Here is a 17183-nt window from a genome sequence, read left to right as displayed (position 1 = left end):
CGGGCCCCCGCCGCCCGGGTGTTTGTGTGGGGTGGGGGGGGTTGGTTCTTTCTCCCGGTATATGGCCCGGCCCCTTTATGCTTTAAGCTCGGCCGTGCACCCGAGCGAGCACGAGGGCTCGGGGTGATCTCGAGGCTCGCTTCGCTCGTACCTCGATCACCGGGAACCCGCCGGTCGAGGTGCGGCGCAGCCGCCTCGAGACCACCCCGCACCCGGTCACCCGCACTCCGCCGGTCGAGGTGCGGCGAAGCCGCCTCGAGACCACCCCGCACCCGGTCACCGCACTCCGCCGGTCGAGGTGCGGCGCGGCCGCCTCGAGACCACCCGAGCGCCCTCTACCGGCGCGTCGCGCCATGAGTTCGGCGCCACGCCGTGTCGTTCCCCGGGTGATACCACCTGGACCCTCATCCTGAAGGTGACCCCTCGTTCGGGGGCCGCGGAACGCACCGGGAGACACCGATGGGCACTGTGCTGATCGTCGACGGCAGCGATGTCTGCCGAGGTCCGATCATCGAGTTCGCGCTGCAGAAGCAGTTCGCGGGCGACGGACCGCTCGCGGAGGAGACGGTCATCAGCCGCGGCGTGGAGAGCCGCGAGCAGGACCTGATCTGCGACCTCGCGGCCGGCCGCCTGGGCGCCTCCATGCGGGCCGCGACCTTCTCCGTCAGCCACCGCAGCCGCTCGGTCACGGTGGAGGACGCCGAGCAGGCCGACCTGATCCTCACCGCCGAGCGCCACCACCGCTCCGCCGTCGTGCGCCTCTCCCCCATCAGCCGGTCCCGGACGTTCACGCTGAAGGAGGCGCTGGTGCTCGTCTCCGTACTCACGGACGAGGTGCGCACCGGCCGCTCCCCCAAGCCCACGAACCTGCCGGAGACCGTCGCGCTGCTCGACGAGGTGCGCGGCTCGATCCCGCTGATCGAGCCCCCGATGCACACGAGCGTGTTCCACCGCGACCGCGCGCTGCCGACCTCCGACCCGCTGGCGCTCGTCGACGGCCACGACGACGCCGCCCTGCACCGCCACGCGACCGACGAGGCGTATCAGGTGGCGCTCACGCTCGGGTCGCGCCTCGTGGACCTGACGGAGGACCGCATGGCCCGCATCGGCACCACGCCGAACGACTGGTGGTGGCGCCAGCACGCCTGAAGCCGGCCCACAGGGCGTGCCCCGCAATGGGGTACGGCGAAGGCGCGTCCGGAGTACGACGGCGGCGCGTCGCTGAATCGTTCAGGTTCGGTGCATCTTTAGGTTCCTCGTGACCGACGACGTCACGACCTCAGGAGCCCGATGTCCGCACCCTCCTCGATCCACCGCCGCCGCCTGCTGATCGGAGGAATGGTCCTCCCAGCGGCTCTCACCGGCTCACTGCTCGTCGCCACGAGCGCCTCCGCCGCCGGGACGACCGTCACGACCAAGGCCGCGCTCGTCGCCGCGTTCCAGAGCGCGAGTAACGGGACCGTCATCACGCTCGGCGCCGACCTGACCGGCGACGGCGGCGCGAGCGATGTCGTGACGACTCCTGCGGCGCGCAGCTTTCGCCTGGACCTGAACGGGCACCGTCTCGAAGTTGACCTACTCGTAGTCAGCAGCACATCCGCGCTCGTTGTGCTGGACAGCTCTGCGCAAGGCGCCCAGCTCTCGGTTGGAGGCGCGTCCGTCAATGGAAGTGAATCAGGAGGCGTGCAGACGAAAGCCGGATCGCGCCTTGAGATCCAGAGCGCCGTCACGCTCGATGCCTCAGGGAGTACCGGACGAGCCGGCATCGGACCGATATCCCCCTCTGACACCGACGTCGTACTCGCGATCGACGACGGCGCAACCGTCGAAGCGACCGGCGGCTTCCACGGCGCCGGCATCGGCGGCGGCGAGGGAGCCGTCCCGCTCAGCACGATCAGCATCGGGCACGCCTCGGTCACCGCGACCGGAGGTACCGGCGCGGCAGCGATCGGCGGCGGATACGGGAGCACCGGCACGCCCTCCGCGATCTCGATCGAGAACGGCGACGTCACGCTCGCCGGCGACACCGCCGCGACGTTCAGCAGCCTCGACAACCTGGCGACCGGAGGCGGCAGCAGCACCCTCCGCGTCGCCTCGAACAGCACGCTGACGGTGCCGGCCGGTGCGACCCTCCGGAACAGCGGCCGGCTCGAGGTGGGCGGCACGCTCACCGGCGCCGGCACGATCGACAACACCGGCGGCACGATCCGTCGCGACTCCGGCGGCTCGATCGACGACGCCGCGCTGACGATCACGGGCAGGAACCACCCGGTCTCCTTCGCGACCGGAGCCGGATCGACGACCGCGCCGGCCGTTCAGCACGTGTACGCGACCACGTTCGCGGATGCGGGCCTCGATCTGTCGGCCTACACCGGGACCTCGGGAGGCAAGTCGCTCGTCGGCTGGAGCGGCTCGGGCATCACCCACGTGACGAACGACGACCTGCTCGCCGCGCTCTCCACCTCCGGCGGCGAAGGCGACCCCGTCACGCTCACGGCGGCCTACGAGACCCCGATCGCATTCACGGGCTCGGCGCTGCCGAACGCCGCCACCGACCGCAGCTACGCGCAGCAGGCGCCGGTGACCGGCGACGCGACGGCGTTCTCGGTCACCTCGAACACGCCGACCGGCCTGCCCGCGGACACGATCCCCGCGTTCCCCTCCGGCCTCGCGATCGACGGCTCGACGGGCGCGATCACCGGCAGGCCCGCGACGAGCGGGCACTACTCGTTCGTGCTCACCGCGTCGTCGCCGCATCAGCAGCGCTCGCAGGTGGTCACCGTCGACGTCGCCGGCGCTCCCGTCGTCGCGACCACATCCCTCCCCGACGCGACGACCGGCATCGCGTACCGCGCGCCGGTCCTCGCGACCAGCGAGCGGGGCGCGATCGCCTACGCGATCACCGGAAACGCGCTTCCTTCGGGGCTCTCCCTCGACAGCGCGACGGGCGTCATCGCCGGCACGCCGACCGCGGTCGGCGACTTCGGCTTCACCGTCGCGGCGACGAACGACTTCGGGACCACCGAGCGGACGCTGACGCTCACCGTGGCGGCAGCCGCGGTCGTGCCTCCGGCCGACGGAGGCTCGACCACGCCCGGTACCGGCGGCTCGAGCACCGGAGGGTCGGGTTCAGGCGGCTCGGGGTCGGTCGGAGGCAATACCGGCTCCGGCGGAACCGGCACGAGCGGCGCCACCGGTGGCACCGGCCCGAGCACCCCGGTCACGGCAGTCCCCTCCGCGCCGGTGCTCCCGGTCCTCGGCACGACGATGGTGCGGCTCGGCCACCCCCTGTCGCTCTCCGTCGCGGCGAGCAGCACCGTCCCGGTGACCTACTCGGCGCGGGCGAAGGACCTGCCCGCGGGCCTCACGCTCGACCGGAGCAAGGGCCTGCTCCAGGGCGCCCCGCGTACCTCCGGGCGCTTCACGCTGCACCTCACCGCCACGAGTAACGCCGGGCACGCGACCCGCAGCTACACGATCCTCGTCCCGGCGATCACGCACCTCGTCACCGGCAGCGCGAGCGCCGTCACCCCGCGCACCGGCACGTCGGTGCGCGTCACGGTCCACGGCCTGAAGGCGGGCGAGCGGTTCCGCATCGCCCTGAACGGGCGCCAGGTCGCGACCGGCCGGTCCACGTTCGGCGGCAGCCTCACCCGCACGGTGCGGCTCCCGGCCCGCGCGAAGGACACCGTGCACCGGATCCGCGTCACCGGCAGCCGACGGGTCACCGACCCGGCGACCACGGCGAGCCACGAGCTCACGGTCACGGCGGTCTCGTCGGCCAAGCGCCTCCGGGTCACCCGCTCGGGCAGCACGCTCACGGTGCGGGGGCTCGCCGCGAAGGAGCGCGTCACGATCCGCCGCGGCCGAACCGTGCTCGCGACCGGTCGCGCCGACGCGCACGGCGTCTTCGTGAAGCGCACCTCCCGTCTGCAGCACGGCACGCACACGGTGACCGGCTCCACGGCGAAGCGCACGGGCCGCCTGGTCGTGCGGTAGCGCCGCCTCCGCTGGCTTGCCGCGGCCGGACGTTCGGAGACGCCCGAATCGACCGATCGTGGCAGCCCGGCGGAGGAGTGGGCGCGCTCGCCTGTTGGCCTGCAGCGCCTCCGCGCTGCGAGCGAAACCCGAGCAGATCGTGACCCGGGCGTGACCTCGGGCGACCATGCTGAATGAGACCCGTTGTGGGTCCGCAACGGCGCGGGCTCCACGACGGGCTCGACGTGCGTCGGTCGAACGCCTCAGCGACCTCAACCAAGCCGTGCTGCAACCTGAACGTGATCAGTCGATTCCCCAGGAAGCCGCCCCAGCTTCTGGCAAGATTCTCGCTCGGGATCGTACCCAGGTCCCGAAGCTCCAGGAGGTGCGCGTGAGCGCAATCGGCTTCCTCGTACCGCACGCGGGAGGCTCACGGACATCGACGTCCACCACCGATCGCGGTGCCGTTCGAGTGACACGGCGCAGCGCCGGCACCACGGGGTCCGCGCCGGATCGGACCACCCTTCAGAACCGATACGGAAGCCGATGAGCGACGCTGCAGCGTTCGGAACGCGCGCTCATCGAGGAGGCGCCTCCGAAGAGGGGTCTGGCGCGCGGCCGCCGCGTGAACTGGAATCGGGGGCGCCGCTGCCCGATCGAGAAGGAGAACGAGTGTCCACTGCGTCGCCGTTGATCGACGACCACGAGTACGCAGCCCTCGAGTCCGCGGTGAACGCATTCCTCGACCAGTACGAGGCATCAGGAAGCAAGGGCGTCGGCTACCTGCTCCGCCGGCCTCGGCGGACCGCAGCGGCCTTCGCGTCGGCGCGACGGCTGCCCGTGTTGCAGGTCCGGACGTCAGCCACTCCCGAGGGGAGGGCGGTCCGGCACGAGCTCTCGCGCGGTGTGGGGCGTCTGCGCACACCCCTCCACACCGTCTCCGGCGCGGTGGCCGTGCCCGACGACAGCACCCAGTACGAGCTCGGCGCATCGAAGCAGACGCTCCGCCGCAAGGTACGGGCGGCGCAGAAGCGCGGGATCACCTGGGAGGCGGTCACCGACCCGGTGCTGCGCCGTGAGCTCGTCGACCTGGCGGACGAGCACGAACGGAACAATCCGCACGCGCTCTATCGCGCCGACAGCCCGAGCAATGAGGATCTCCTCGACTACGACCTGTGGCTGCTCGCCCGGGCCGCGGATGGCTCCCCGCTGCTGCTCTCCGTGACGCCGATCGATGACGGCGTCGGTGCGCTGCGCTACTTCCGCACCCTCCGCGCGGACGACGACGCCTCGTTGGCTCGCTACCTGATGACCCAGGTGCTGATCACGGAGCTGAGCCGCCGCGGCGTGCACCATCTGGTGGACACGACGATCTCGATGCACCTGTCGCACGGCCTGCGCCACTTCCAGCGGATGGTCGGGTTCCGGCTCATCCGGCTCGAGGTGTGCGAGGACTGAGTCCGGGACGTGCCGCAGGGTGGGAGGTGCTCCCACCCTGCGGCTCGCGAGCGCTCAGCGCACCTCGAACTCGGCGAGACCGACGTTCTTCGTCGTCGACGACACCGACGTAATGGTCAGCTTGATCGAGATGGTCGATCGGGCGGGGAAGGTGATCGTCACCGGCGCGCCGGTGTTGTCGAGGCTCGGCACGGTCACCGTCGACCCGTCACTGAAGGTCAGCGTGCCCCCGGTGATCTGGTCATCGGTGTTCGGTCGGTCGTAGAGCGTCACCGAGCTGACCGACTGCGCACTGCTCCAGGTCAGCAGGATCCAGCTCCCGGCCTTGCCTCCCGCACTGGCCCACTCCGCGGTCGCATCCGTCGGATAGCCGCTGATCTTCCCGTCGATCGCCTTCGCTGCCGTCTGGTTCGTCGCCTGCGAGGACGCGGTCGCCGTGGCCGTCAGCGCGAGGTTCGTCCCGGTCGGCGTCGGCGTCGGCGTCGGCGTCGGCGTTCCAGTCGGCGTCGGGGTCGGTGTCGGCGTTCCAGTCGGGGCCGGCGTCGAGGTGCGCGTCGGCGTTCCAGTCGGCGTCGGGGTCGGCGTCGGCGTTCCCGTCGGCGTCGGCGTCGGCGTCGGCGTTCCCGTCGGCGTCGGCGTTCCCGTCGGCGTCGGCGTCGAAGAACCGCTCGTGCCGGTCCAGGCCTGCAGCTCAGCCAGTCCGACGTTGACCGTCGTCGAGCTGACGCCGTCGACGACGAAGCGGACGCTCGTGACGGAGCGCGACGAGAAGTCGATCGTCGTCGCCGCTCCGGCGTTGTCCAGGCTGCCGAACGACACCGTGCTTCCATCGGAGAAGAGCAGATGTCCGCTCGTGACCTGGTCGTTCAGGTTGGGCCGATCGAACAGGACCACCCTCGTGAGCGGCTGCGGGGCAGCCCACGTCAGCTGGAGCCAGCTGCCGACGCCGCCGCCGACCGTGGCCCACTCCTTGGTGTAGTCACCGGGATAGCCGTCCGCTGTGCCGTCGATCGCCGCCGCCGCACTCTGTCCGTCCGCGGTGTTCTGCGAACTCGCGGTGGCGGTCGCGGAGGCGGACACGTTGGTCGCCGTCGACGGAGGAGGCGTGGTCGTACCGCTGCTGGCGGTCCACACCTGGAACTCGGCGAGGCCGACGTTCGTCGTCGTGGAGCTGACGCCGGTCACGGTCAGCTTGACGCTCGTGATCGAGCGACTCGAGAACGACACCGTCGTTCCTGTCCCGTCGTCGGCGAGAGAGGGCACGGCCACCGTCGACCCGTCGGAGAACGTCAGGGTTCCCGCGGTGATGCGATCGTTGAGGTTCGGGCGGTCGAACAGGGTGACGTGGTCCACCGTCTGCGGCACCGCCCAGGTGAGGGTGATGGTGGCGCCGACGCCCTGCCCCTGGGTCGCCCACTCCTTGGTGTAGTCACCGGGGTAGCCGTCGACGATGCCGTCGATCGCGTTGCTGGCGAGCTGTCCCGTCGACGTGTTCTGCGAGCTCGCGGTCGCCGTCGCGTTCAGTGCGATGTTGGTGCCGAGCGAGGAGTCCCCGCCGCCGCTCTGCTCGGAATCCACCGTGTACTCCCGCTGAAGCCAGGCGGCCTCCGGGCTGCCCGCGCACTGCGCGGCCGTGCTGCAGATCTGGGTGTCGTAGGGCGCGTAGGTGTAGAAGGCGGCCGACTTGGCCGCGATCTGCGCGCTCGTGAGGTTGACCGCCATGTTCTGCGTGGCGTAGTCGAGGAAGCCGGTGAGGGTGTGCGTCGTCGTGTACTGACCCGAGGCCTCGTGCGTCAGGATCGCGACCGCGTGGTGATCGGCGTGGTCGCCGTCGCCGTAGGAACCCACGTAGTCCTGCGTGTTCACCTGACCGGGCCGGTAGGTCGTCATGAGCGCGAGGATCGACGCGACGAGCTGCGCTCTCGTGTAGGTGGCGGTCCCGTCGACCGCACTGATGCTGGAGATGTACCCCTTCTCCAACTGTGGCACGCTCACGTTGCCCGTGCTGGGGTTGCCCGCCCCCGTCAGGCCGCCGTCCGGCAGCCGGAAGTACACGAGCGTGATCGCCGGATCGGCGGTGAGGGATGCCGTGACGACCGTCTTCCCGGCGAGGACCACCGTGCCCGCGGTCCACGAGTTCGCGACGCCGGCCATCTCGGCGTACGCAGCCTTCACCCCCAGCTCACGGCCCTGCCAGTACGTCTGCGCGCGGCCGTCGTCACCGGCGGTGATGTAAGCCGTCGTCACGCACTTGCCTGCGGCGATCGCCGTCTGGATGTCGGGGTTCTGGAAGAAGAGGTCGTCGTCCTGGTGCGCGACCACGTCGAGCACCGAGCCGGAGGCGCAGCCCGTCGTGGCTGCAAGCGCCGGAGCAGCAGGAGTGACGAACGCGCCGACGACGAGCGCGACGACGGCGAGGAGTGCACGCGACGATCTCGGGCGACGGCGGGTGGGCGAATCGGGCATTCGGGGGATCTCCTCGACATCGCGGCCGTGGAATCCGGGACCGCGGATGTCGGACGGCCGTGGGTGCGGTCCATCGTCGGGTGCGTGTGGGGGAAGTAGCGCAGGGTGCAGCGCGCGGTGGGGACCGCAGCCGAATCCTCCCCCGATGCTCGGGCGCCGTCAACGCCGAAAGGCTCTGTCGGCCGCCTGAGGCCCGCGGATTGGGGGTACGGGTCAGCTCGAGCGACTCCAGGCCGCTACCCAGTCGATCAGGATGTCACCCTGCGCCGACCTCGCCGGGGGTGTGTCGATGATCTCGGTCTCGGCCTGCAGCGCCCAGCGCATCGGCACGCGAGGGAGAGCGAGCGGATCGGTGGTGGTCCACGACTGGCCGTCCAGCAGGAAGGTCAGGCGACCCGGTTCCCAGTCGATCGTGGCCGTGTGCCACGCCTGCATACGGGTCCCCGTGTCGACGAACCAGGCGAAGTCGGCCGGGTCGCCATCCGTGCGATGGGAGCTGCCGGTGATGGGGCCGTCGAGCGACCCCTCAGGGAAGTCGATCTCGCCCTGGTTCCACTGGTCCGAGTCCGGCCAGAGCAGCCACGCGATCTTGAATCCGGGCACGGCGTCGGCGCGGAACCGGACGCTGTAGCGCCCGTACAGCTGACCGTGCCACTGCTGGCCGTCGGGGGTCGGCGTGAGGGCGCAGACCTGCGGCTGCTCCCCTGCGGTGTGCAGGTGACAGTCGAGCATGCCGTTGCTGACGCTCATGGTGGTCGCGGAGTTCCACACTCCCACCTGACCGCGCGGACGCGCAGTCTCGCGGGACGTCTCGGTCATGCCGTCGTACCAGGACCATCCCGGATACACGGCGGCGAACGAGCCGAGCGGCGCCGGTGTCGCGAAGTCCTGCTCGAGCAACGGGGTCCATCCGGCCGGGGCGGAGGGGCGCGTGGCACCGGCCGCGACCGGCGCGCCGTCGGCGGTCGCCGGCAACTGCACGGCCGCTCCGACGACCTCAGTCCCCTTGCTGCGCACGACCGGAGCGACGTCGACGGTGTAGGGGGTGGTGGTCGCCAGCCCGGTGAGCACGAGAGAGCCGCTGGCCGCGATCGCGTCGTGCTCCTGGATCGGCGCCGTCCCGCCGGCACGGATAAGGGTGACCCGGACCGCCACGACGTCCTGACCACCGGGCGCGAGCTCCCAGTCGACGGTCAGCCGTCCCCGTCCAGGCCGGACCGCAGCGGTGAGATGGGCGGGTCCCTCAGCACCGACCCGCTTCACGACGGCCTCCGCGACGATCCTGGCAGCAGCGGTCGGCACGCCTCGGCGCTCCGCGATCAGTCGCGTGAGCACGTCCGTCGGAGGCACGGATGCGCTGCCGCGCGCAACCACGCGCAGTCCGGCGCAGTCCGGGCCCGTGCAGGACACCCCACCTGCGACGCCACGGCCGGTGCGCACGAGTACGAGACGCGCTCCCCCCGGCGCGCCACGCAGTTCGAGCGCCTCGGAGGCGCGTGGTGCGACGGTGACCGAGCCGGTCGTCGATCCAGCTGGCCCGATCGGCGAGGCATCCGCGCGCAGGTAGGCCACGACCCCGATCACGACGGAGCCGGTGCGGTCGTCGTTGCGGATCAGGAGGCGACCGTCCGCGCTCAGCGGAAGGATCGCCCATTGCGGGGATGCATCGGAGGCGAGCAGCCGCGTGCACACGGTGCCCTTCTCGTCGCACACGACTGCCTGCCCCAGCCCTTCGGCGCCCCCGGCGATGAGCGTCGAGAGGACCAGCCCCAGGCATGCGAGGACCGCGATACCGGCGGACCGGACCGGGTGTCGGCGCACGGCCCGCCCCACCCCGGCTGCCCGAGTACGGACCCTCGGGAGGGGGGAAGCGGGCGGCACTGCGGCACCATACCCGCGGATGCCCTGATCAGATGCCGAAGTCGGCGGATCCGGACCTTCGAGGGCCGCGACTCGGCCCCTGAAGGTCCGGATCCGCTGAGGTCAGCCCCGCTTGTACTGCGCCACCCAGTCGATGTACACGGACCCGTCCGCGTTCGCCGCCGGGCTCGTGCCGTCGGTCGACGTCTCGTTCTGGAGATCCCACCGCATCGGCTGCGTCGGCAGGTAGGTGGGGTCGGTGACCGTCTTGACGACGGAGCCGTCGAGCTCGTACGTGATCCGGCCCGGCTCCCACGTCGTGGTCGCCGTGTGCCACTTCCCGTCGGCCATCCGGGTCGCCGTGGCCCCCCAGGTCTGGTCGCTGGGGTTCCCGAGCACGTTGTGCGCCGCCCAGCCCACCGCGCCGTCGAGGTTCGCCTCCGGGAAGTCGACCTCGCCGCTGCTCCAGTTGTTCGAGGTCGGCCACAGCAGCCATGCGACCTTGAATCCCTTGACGCTGTCGGCCTTGAACCGCACGACGTACTTGCCGTACGTCTGCCCCTGCTGGTTCCACGAGCCCGTGCCGGGCACGATCGGCGTCAAGGCGCCGGCCTGCGCCTTGCCGTTCGACATCCAGTTCCGCATGCGGAGCACCGAGCCCGACACGCTCATCGTGGTCGATGAGTTCCACGTCGTCCCCGAGGCTCCGGAGGTGCTCCCGTCGTAGCCGGCCCACCCGGGGTACTTGGACGCGAACGAGCCGAGTGCGGCATCGGTGTCGAAGTTCTGGGCGATCACCCGTGTCCATCCCGGGTAGGCGTTCGCCGCCGGCATGGCGGACCCGCTCGACGGAGTCGGCGCCGCATTGCTCGGTGTGGCGCTCGGCGATGCGCTCGGGCTGCTGGACACGCTCGGCGCGCTCGAGGACGGTGCGCTCGACGGGGTCCCCCCGGCGGTGTTCGCGAGCGTGGTGGCGGTCATCGAGATCGGCGACACCGTCGCGCCGCCGACGACGGGTGCGACCGTCACGGTGTAGCGGGCACCGGCACGGAGGCCCGAGAGGGTGTACGAGCCGTCCGACGCGGGGCGATCCACCGGGGCCGCGCCACTGCCCGGGCCGGAGCTCGCGACGCGCACGGCGCTGACCTTGTCCGAGCCGACGGCGAGCTTCCACGAGACGGTGAGCGACCCCGGCCCCGGGGCGATGGCGGCCGCGATGGTGGCCCGATCGACGCTGGCAGCGAAGTCCGCCACCGCACTCGGGGTGGGCATGGCCGTGGCGGTGCGCGACGCGAAGTCGCGGAGCGCGGTGGCGATCTCGGTGCGGTCCACGGTGTCGTGCCGACCGGAGAACGCGACCAGCGCGGTCCCGCATCGGCGCGCGCCGTCTTGGACGGCCGAGGTCGACGCATCGGTTGCGGTGGCGCTACCGGAGGAGGCCGAAGCGCTGGGCACGACCGGGGACGTGCAGGCGGCATGACTCTTCGCCCACTGCGACCGGGCGAACGAGCTCCCGACCTGCACGATGACGGCGCGCGCGGTGGAGGGCACGCCGGAGAGCCGGACCTGCTTCCGCTGGTGCTGGTCCAGCTCCACGGACGCTGCGGTCCCAGGGCTCGCGGGTGTCACCGATGTCGCGGAGGCGGCGTCCGACGTCACGTAACCGACGACCCCGACCTCGGTGTCCCCCTGTGCGCCGTCGTTCCGCACGGCCAGCCGGTCGTCGCCCTGTCGCTGCAGGGGGATGATCGCGATCGACGCCGTCGTCGCGGCGGTCGTGTCGATGCACGCGCCTCCTGCCGAGTCGCACACGGCGAGCGCCGGGGACGCGCCCACGCCGAGCAGCGCGCCCGTCACGGAGACGGCGGTGGCCAGCGCCGCGCCGGCGCCCGTCACCAGCAGCCAGCGCCGCGGTCGGACCGGGCGTCGGCCGCCCCGGTGCGCTGAGCGCCGTCCCCCGGCGATGGCAGGATCGCCGACGCCGGCGACCCAGTTGCTCCGCATCCTGCTTCTGGACACCCCGTGCTCCCTCGTCCCGGACGCCCGTGCTTCCTTCGGGACGTCCTTCTTGCGCGGCCCGGTCGTCGTCCGGACTCGCGGAACGTATTGAGGAGTGTTCGCCGGGAAGGCGAGGCGACACGGCGTGTTGGGCACCCTTCCGGTGGCCGAAAGGTGCTACGCCGCGTCCGGCTCGGGCGTGCTAGGGACGCCGGACGGCGAGAGTCGCTCCGTTCACCGACGGTCCGCTTCGGCCTGCAGCGTCGCCTCGACACGAGCGAGGTGCTCGGCGTACGGGAATCGCTCATCGACCCACGCCTGGCAGGCTGATCCGAGACCGGGCTCCGTGTCGCGCCAGTCGAGGACGTCCGAGAGCACCTGGAGCAGCGCATCCGCGTCCCGCGGCGGCACGAGCAGGCGCTCCATGCCCCCTTCCAGCAGCTCGGGCACCGCTCCGACCCGGGCACCGATCACCGGCCGTCCGGTCGACATGCCCTCCACGATCGTGCGGCCGAACGCCTCCTCGACCCAGGAAGGGCTGACTACCACGTCCGCGGCGTGGAGGAAGGGGATGACGTCCGTACTCGGCGGGACAACGCGGACCCGCCGTTGGTCGAGCCGGGCGATCTGTCGCCTGGTCTGGTCCGAGTCCATCTCGGGCGGGTAGAACCCCGCGAGCAGCAGGGTGACGTCGTCGCGCTCAAGGCGACGGAACGCCTCGAGCACGGTCGGCAGCCCCTTCTCCTCCGTGAAGCGTCCGTAGAAGGTGATGACCCTGCCCTCGATCGGCAGCCCGAGGGACGTCCTGGCCGCCCTCAGCTCGTCGGCGCCGCCGAACGGGTAGCGCCCCGGCGGGAGCGCGTTGTGGATGACCTCGATGCGGTCGCCCGGTACCCCCGCCTCGATCCACTGCCGCCTGGTGAACTGCGACACCGCGATGAAGCGGGGCACGCCCCTGGCGAGCCATCGGGTGCGAGGCGAGCTCGGCGCGTGGTGCAGGTGGGCGACGAGACGGACTCCCGTGGCGGCGGCGAGCAGCCTCCCCCACACGATGTGCTCGGCGCGCCCGAGCCACACCACGTCCGGGCGCAGCCGGCGCGCAGCACGCAAGGTCGGAAGGAACGCGAGCAGGTCGCGAAGCGGTCGACGTCGGGTGAGCTTGAACCGCACAGGTCCGTGCAGCACGACGCCGCCGTCCTCGAACAGCGACCGCTGCGACCCGTCCATCCCGTAGAACAGCTCGACGTCGTGACCGTTCGCGACGAGGGCCGTGGTGTCTTCGAGGGTGCAGATCTCGATGCCGCCGACCGGCAGGAGGAACGCGATATCGCCGACCACCCGCATCCTCGAACGATATCCGTTCACCCCCGCGACCAGGCGGAGCGGGCCCACAACTGGGGTGTCGACGGCGAGGGGCCGTCACGTAGTCTCAGGACGCTGTCGAACCCGGGGCAGCCCCGTCCTTCACCCAAAGGTCCCTTCTGACATGGCCGATGCCCGCGGAATCGCGCGTGGCGCGATCTGGAACTACTCCGCGCAGATCGCCACCGTCCTGGCACAGGTGGCCTATGCGGCGGTGACCTCGCGCCTCCTGGCACCGCACGACTTCGGTGCGTTCGCCGCGGGCACCGCGAGCGTCGCACTGATCAACCTCGTGTCGATGGCCGGCATGCCGCAGGTCGTGGGCCGGATGACCGACCTGCACCCCGACCGCCTGGTCGGCCTGCTCGCGTACGCCGGGGTGATCGGCCTGGGCGCCGGCGCACTCACCTTCTTCGGCGCCCCGCTCTGGGCGACCGTCTGGGGCGTGCCCGCAGCCGTTCCCGTGCTGCACGTGCTCGCCCTCACCTCCGTCATCACCCCGTTCGTCGCGCTCGGCAACGGGCTCGCCCTGCGACTCGGCCTCTTCAAACGGTTGGCCGCCGCGACCGTCGCTGCGAATGTCGGCGGCATGGCGCTCGGCGCGGTCTTCGTGCTGCTGTGGCGAGCGCCGGACTCCCTTGCGGTCGCCCAGGTCATCTCCCTGCTGGGTGTGGCCACGATCGTGCTCACACAGACGCGCTCGCACTTCCGCGGTCGATTCCGTCTCCGCACCACGCTCGCCGACGTGAGCTACAGCACGAAGACGCTCGTCTCCGCCCTCCTCACCTATTGCGCCTCCACGGTCGGCAAGGTCGGCGTCAGCCAGGCGCTCGGTCCGGTGCCGCTCGGCAACTGGAACCGGGCCGACGCGATCACCACCAACCCGTTCTTCCTCCTCGGTTCCGCCATCACGCAGGCCGTGTATCCGGAATTCCGGCACGACATCGAGGACCGCACGCGCACGCGGCGGGTCTGGTCGGATCTGCTCGGGGTCCTCGGTTGGGTCTGCGTGCCGCTGGGGGTGTTCGTCGCGGTCATCGCTCCGTTCGCGGCGCGAATCCTGCTCGGTGACGGGTGGGGGCTCGCGGGGCAGTACGCGTCCATCCTCGCGATCATCGGCGGCCTGCAGCCCGTGGTGTTCATGCTGGTCAGCGGCTTCGAGGCACTCGGCCGGTTCAGCTGGAACTGGAGCGGATACGTGATCTCGTTGGTGGTCAACGTGCTGAGCGCCGGCGCGGCGGTGATCCTGCACAGCGTCTGGCCGGTCTTCATCGGCACCCTCGTGTCGTTCGCGATCATGCACCCCGTGCACCTGCTGCTGGCCAACCGAGAAGGGCTCGTGGACCTCCGACGTGTCGGACGCCACTACGCGGAGATCGCCGGGTTCAGTCTGGGATTCGCCGTGGTGCTCTGGACGCTGCTGCACGTACCGACCGTGCTCGCGATCTCGCCGGTGCTCCTGATCGCCGTGCTGCTGTTCGCCGTCGTCGGCACGCTCCTCCTGCTCAAGCGCCGCGATCGGTTCCCGCCGGTCGTACTGGCCCGTCGCTACGGGCTGTTGCCGAAGCGGGACGCCGGGATGATCGAGACCACGAACGCCGCGGCGGCCGGACGATGAGCGGCGCGATGCCTCGGCTGCTGATCGTCGCGAGCAACCGTTGGGGTTACCTCTGGCAGCGCCACCAGTCGCTCGCGGTCGCCGCGGCCGCCGACGGATGGCAGGTCGACTACCTGCAGCCCCGCCCGCGCAACCTGCGACAGATCGCCTCCTACCCCCTGCGGATGATCCGGAGAACGAGGGTCGAGCAGGAGCACCCCGTCGCCCACGACGGCGTCTCCATCGTGGGCAGGGCCGGCTGGGCCGGACGAACGGGCCCGTACGACATGGCGATCGTGTATCTGCCGGACCGACTGACCGAGTGGCTGCTGCGACGTGTGGTGCGCGGCCCCATCGTCTACGACGCGGTCCTGGATTGGGCGACGGTTCCCGCCGCCTGGTTCCCGCCGGTGGGCTGGCGGTCGTCCGAGCGCCGCATAACGAGAATGCCCCGCGCGTCGACGTCCACGGACTCCCGCGGCATGGCGGAGCTGCTCGCTCGCCGTGGGTTCTCGGCCGAGGTCGTGCCGCCGGCAGCCGACGACGCCTTCCTTACCGCTCCCCACCCCGACTGGAACGAGCGCCGCAGCCGGGCGCTGTACTTCGGGGCGGTGCGTGCGGAGGTCGATCTGACGCTCATGGAACGGCTCGTGGCGGACGGCGTGCCCGTCGACGTCGTGGGCGTCGTGGACGAGGACCTGCGTTCTCGGCTGCTCGCCGCGGGAGTGTCGATCGAGCCACCGGTCGGAGTCGAGGCGATCGCCGAACGGGCGGCGCAGTACCGTGTCGTCCTCCTGCCGTACCGCGGCGCCCGTGGCGCCACTCTCGCTCCGGCGAAGCTGTTCAACGCCGTCGCGAGCGGCGCGTGGGTCGTCGCGTCCGGCATCGACACCAGCGTCGTCACCGCGCCCGGCCTGGTCACGCTGGAAACGAGTGACGACCCGGCCGAGCGGATCCGCGCGCTGTTCCGTTCGGCGCCGGGGCGCCCCGCGGAGCTGCCCACGTGGGCGGCTCGCTGGCGCCGACTGCTGGAGATCGCCGAAGCGCCGATCGTCGCCGGAAGCACGGAGGTGCTGTCGTGAACATCGTCATGTACATCGGCGGCGGCGCCATCGGCCTGCTGCTCCTCGCCGCGTTGTGGGCCGCGAAGTCGTGGAAGCCGACCCTCTGGGCGCTCGCGGTGCTGCTCTCGGTGTCGCCCCTCGCGCTCGCGACGAAAGTGCCGGCGCTCGGCAGCGACACGCTCTTCAAGGCGGCGATCATGGCGATGATCGTGCTGCTGTGGATGCGGCTCGGCATGCGCGTGCGCTGGCCGGTTGGGCTGATGCTCGGTGCGCTGCTGTTCGCGCTCATCGTGTCCGTGACGCACGTGGTGCCGTCGATCTCCGTCAGCACCGGGCTCGCGTTCAAGGCGTTCTCGGGGTACTTCATCACCATCGCGGCGCTGATGGTGCGCTGGCGCCGCGAGCACCTGGCCGACGTGCTGCAGGTGCTTGTCGCGCTCCCGCTGCTGTCGAACATCATCGGACTCGTGCTCCAGGCGGCGGGCATGTGGCAGATCCGCGGAGACGGCCGTCTCGGTGGCGCCCTGATCGGTCCGACGCTGGCCCTGCTTTCTGTCTCCGCCGCGTTCGCCGCACTGGCCGGGATCATGGTGCTCGGCCGGCGCAAGTGGACCGTCTGGCTGCTCGTGGACTGCGCGTTCGCATTCCTCACCCTGACCCGCGGTGCGCTGCTCGCCTCCGGGATCCTGGTCCTGGCCATGGGCATCTGGACCTTCCGGGCACGCAGGACCAGCTCCTCCAAGACCGTGAACGCCGCCCGACTCGTGTTCTTCGGCGCGGTCGCAGTCGCCCTGATCGCCCTGCCGTCGATCCTCGCGCGCGACCAGGGGAACTCCTACGAGGGCTCGTTCAACACCTCGGGTCGCGATCAAGCCTGGCCGTTCTACATCAGCCTCTCCGCGAACTCCCCGTTGCTCGGTCGAGGGCTGGGATTCGCGAACATCGCGAACGCGCTGCTCCATCCCGTGGGAGTCCAGAGCGCGTTCGAGTCACCGCACAACGAGTACATCCACCTCTACGTGGACGGCGGGTTCGTCTTGGCTGTGCCGTTCTTCTTCGGCCTCATCGCGCTGTTCGCCCTCGTGGGTCGGATCACTCGGCGGCGGATGCTGGCACTCGGGATCCTCGGCGCCACCTTGCTCTACTGCTACGTCGACAACAACTTCTCGACACCGCAGTTCGACGTCGTGCTGGGTCTACTGCTCGCCGCGCTGATGGCACCCGCGCCCACGAGCGACGAGGCTGTCGAGCTCGAGGGCCGCGCGATCGAGGTGGTCGCCGAACGCGAGCAGTCGGATCGGAGACCGGTCCGCGTCTGACCGCGGACGGCGCAGATCGCCGACCACGAGCGATGAGACCGGCGGCCGCTCCGGCTTGTCGGTATCGGAGCACCGGAGCGG

The 17183-nt window shown here is 71.0% G+C and carries 10 protein-coding genes; 6 read left to right on the top strand and 4 right to left on the bottom strand.

Annotated elements, in window-relative coordinates:
• The first annotated feature begins 459 nt into the window (after nt 1-459).
• From ACTHLI_RS11685 to ACTHLI_RS11675, 3 genes are all read left to right on the top strand, one after another.
• A complete protein-coding gene (locus ACTHLI_RS11685) occupies nt 460-1149 on the top strand; it encodes an arsenate reductase/protein-tyrosine-phosphatase family protein (RefSeq protein WP_440183736.1) in 690 nt (229 codons plus the stop codon).
• A gap of 141 nt (nt 1150-1290) precedes the next feature.
• Entirely contained in the window at nt 1291-3999 is a 2709-nt protein-coding gene (locus tag ACTHLI_RS11680) for a putative Ig domain-containing protein (RefSeq protein WP_440183734.1), read from the top strand.
• Nucleotides 4000-4650: 651 nt separating this feature from the next.
• The gene (locus ACTHLI_RS11675) at nt 4651-5436 is read left to right on the top strand and encodes a hypothetical protein (protein WP_440183732.1); all 786 of its coding nucleotides are present in this window, start codon (nt 4651-4653) and stop codon (nt 5434-5436) included.
• A gap of 54 nt (nt 5437-5490) precedes the next feature.
• On the opposite strand, the gene ACTHLI_RS11670 is transcribed toward ACTHLI_RS11675, so the two are convergent.
• From ACTHLI_RS11670 to ACTHLI_RS11655, 4 genes are all read right to left on the bottom strand, one after another.
• Nucleotides 5491-7902, bottom strand: a complete 2412-nt coding sequence (locus ACTHLI_RS11670) for a DUF7402 domain-containing protein (protein WP_440183731.1) — start codon at nt 7900-7902, stop codon at nt 5491-5493.
• 213 nt (nt 7903-8115) lie between these two features.
• Nucleotides 8116-9723, bottom strand: coding sequence for a glycoside hydrolase family 16 protein (locus tag ACTHLI_RS11665; RefSeq protein WP_440183729.1), 1608 nt, complete (start codon nt 9721-9723; stop codon nt 8116-8118).
• Nucleotides 9724-9885: 162 nt separating this feature from the next.
• Nucleotides 9886-11781 (bottom strand): family 16 glycosylhydrolase, encoded by a 1896-nt coding sequence (locus ACTHLI_RS11660; RefSeq protein ID WP_440183728.1) that lies wholly within the window; start codon nt 11779-11781, stop codon nt 9886-9888.
• Between the two features lie 213 nt (nt 11782-11994).
• Nucleotides 11995-13104 (bottom strand): glycosyltransferase family 4 protein, encoded by a 1110-nt coding sequence (locus ACTHLI_RS11655; protein WP_440183727.1) that lies wholly within the window; start codon nt 13102-13104, stop codon nt 11995-11997.
• Nucleotides 13105-13246: 142 nt separating this feature from the next.
• Here ACTHLI_RS11655 and ACTHLI_RS11650 point away from each other — a divergent pair, with 142 nt between their 5' ends.
• Genes ACTHLI_RS11650 through ACTHLI_RS11640 form a run of 3 tightly spaced genes read left to right on the top strand, consistent with a single transcriptional unit; the run spans nt 13247 to nt 17102 of the window.
• A complete protein-coding gene (locus tag ACTHLI_RS11650) occupies nt 13247-14740 on the top strand; it encodes an oligosaccharide flippase family protein (RefSeq protein WP_440183725.1) in 1494 nt (497 codons plus the stop codon).
• Between the two features lie 8 nt (nt 14741-14748).
• Nucleotides 14749-15801 carry a hypothetical protein gene (locus ACTHLI_RS11645; protein ID WP_440183723.1) on the top strand — a complete coding sequence of 351 codons (1053 nt, stop codon included), beginning with the start codon at nt 14749-14751 and terminating at the stop codon, nt 15799-15801.
• A complete protein-coding gene (locus ACTHLI_RS11640; RefSeq protein ID WP_440183722.1) occupies nt 15798-17102 on the top strand; it encodes an O-antigen ligase family protein in 1305 nt (434 codons plus the stop codon). The genes ACTHLI_RS11645 and ACTHLI_RS11640 overlap by 4 nt, the downstream gene beginning before the upstream one ends.
• Nucleotides 17103-17183 lie beyond the last annotated feature (81 nt).

Source organism: Amnibacterium sp., from assembly GCF_051956055.1.
GTDB lineage: Bacteria > Actinomycetota > Actinomycetes > Actinomycetales > Microbacteriaceae > Amnibacterium.
Note: the sequence above shows the minus strand (reverse complement) of the source record. Positions and strands in the feature narration are given on the sequence as shown.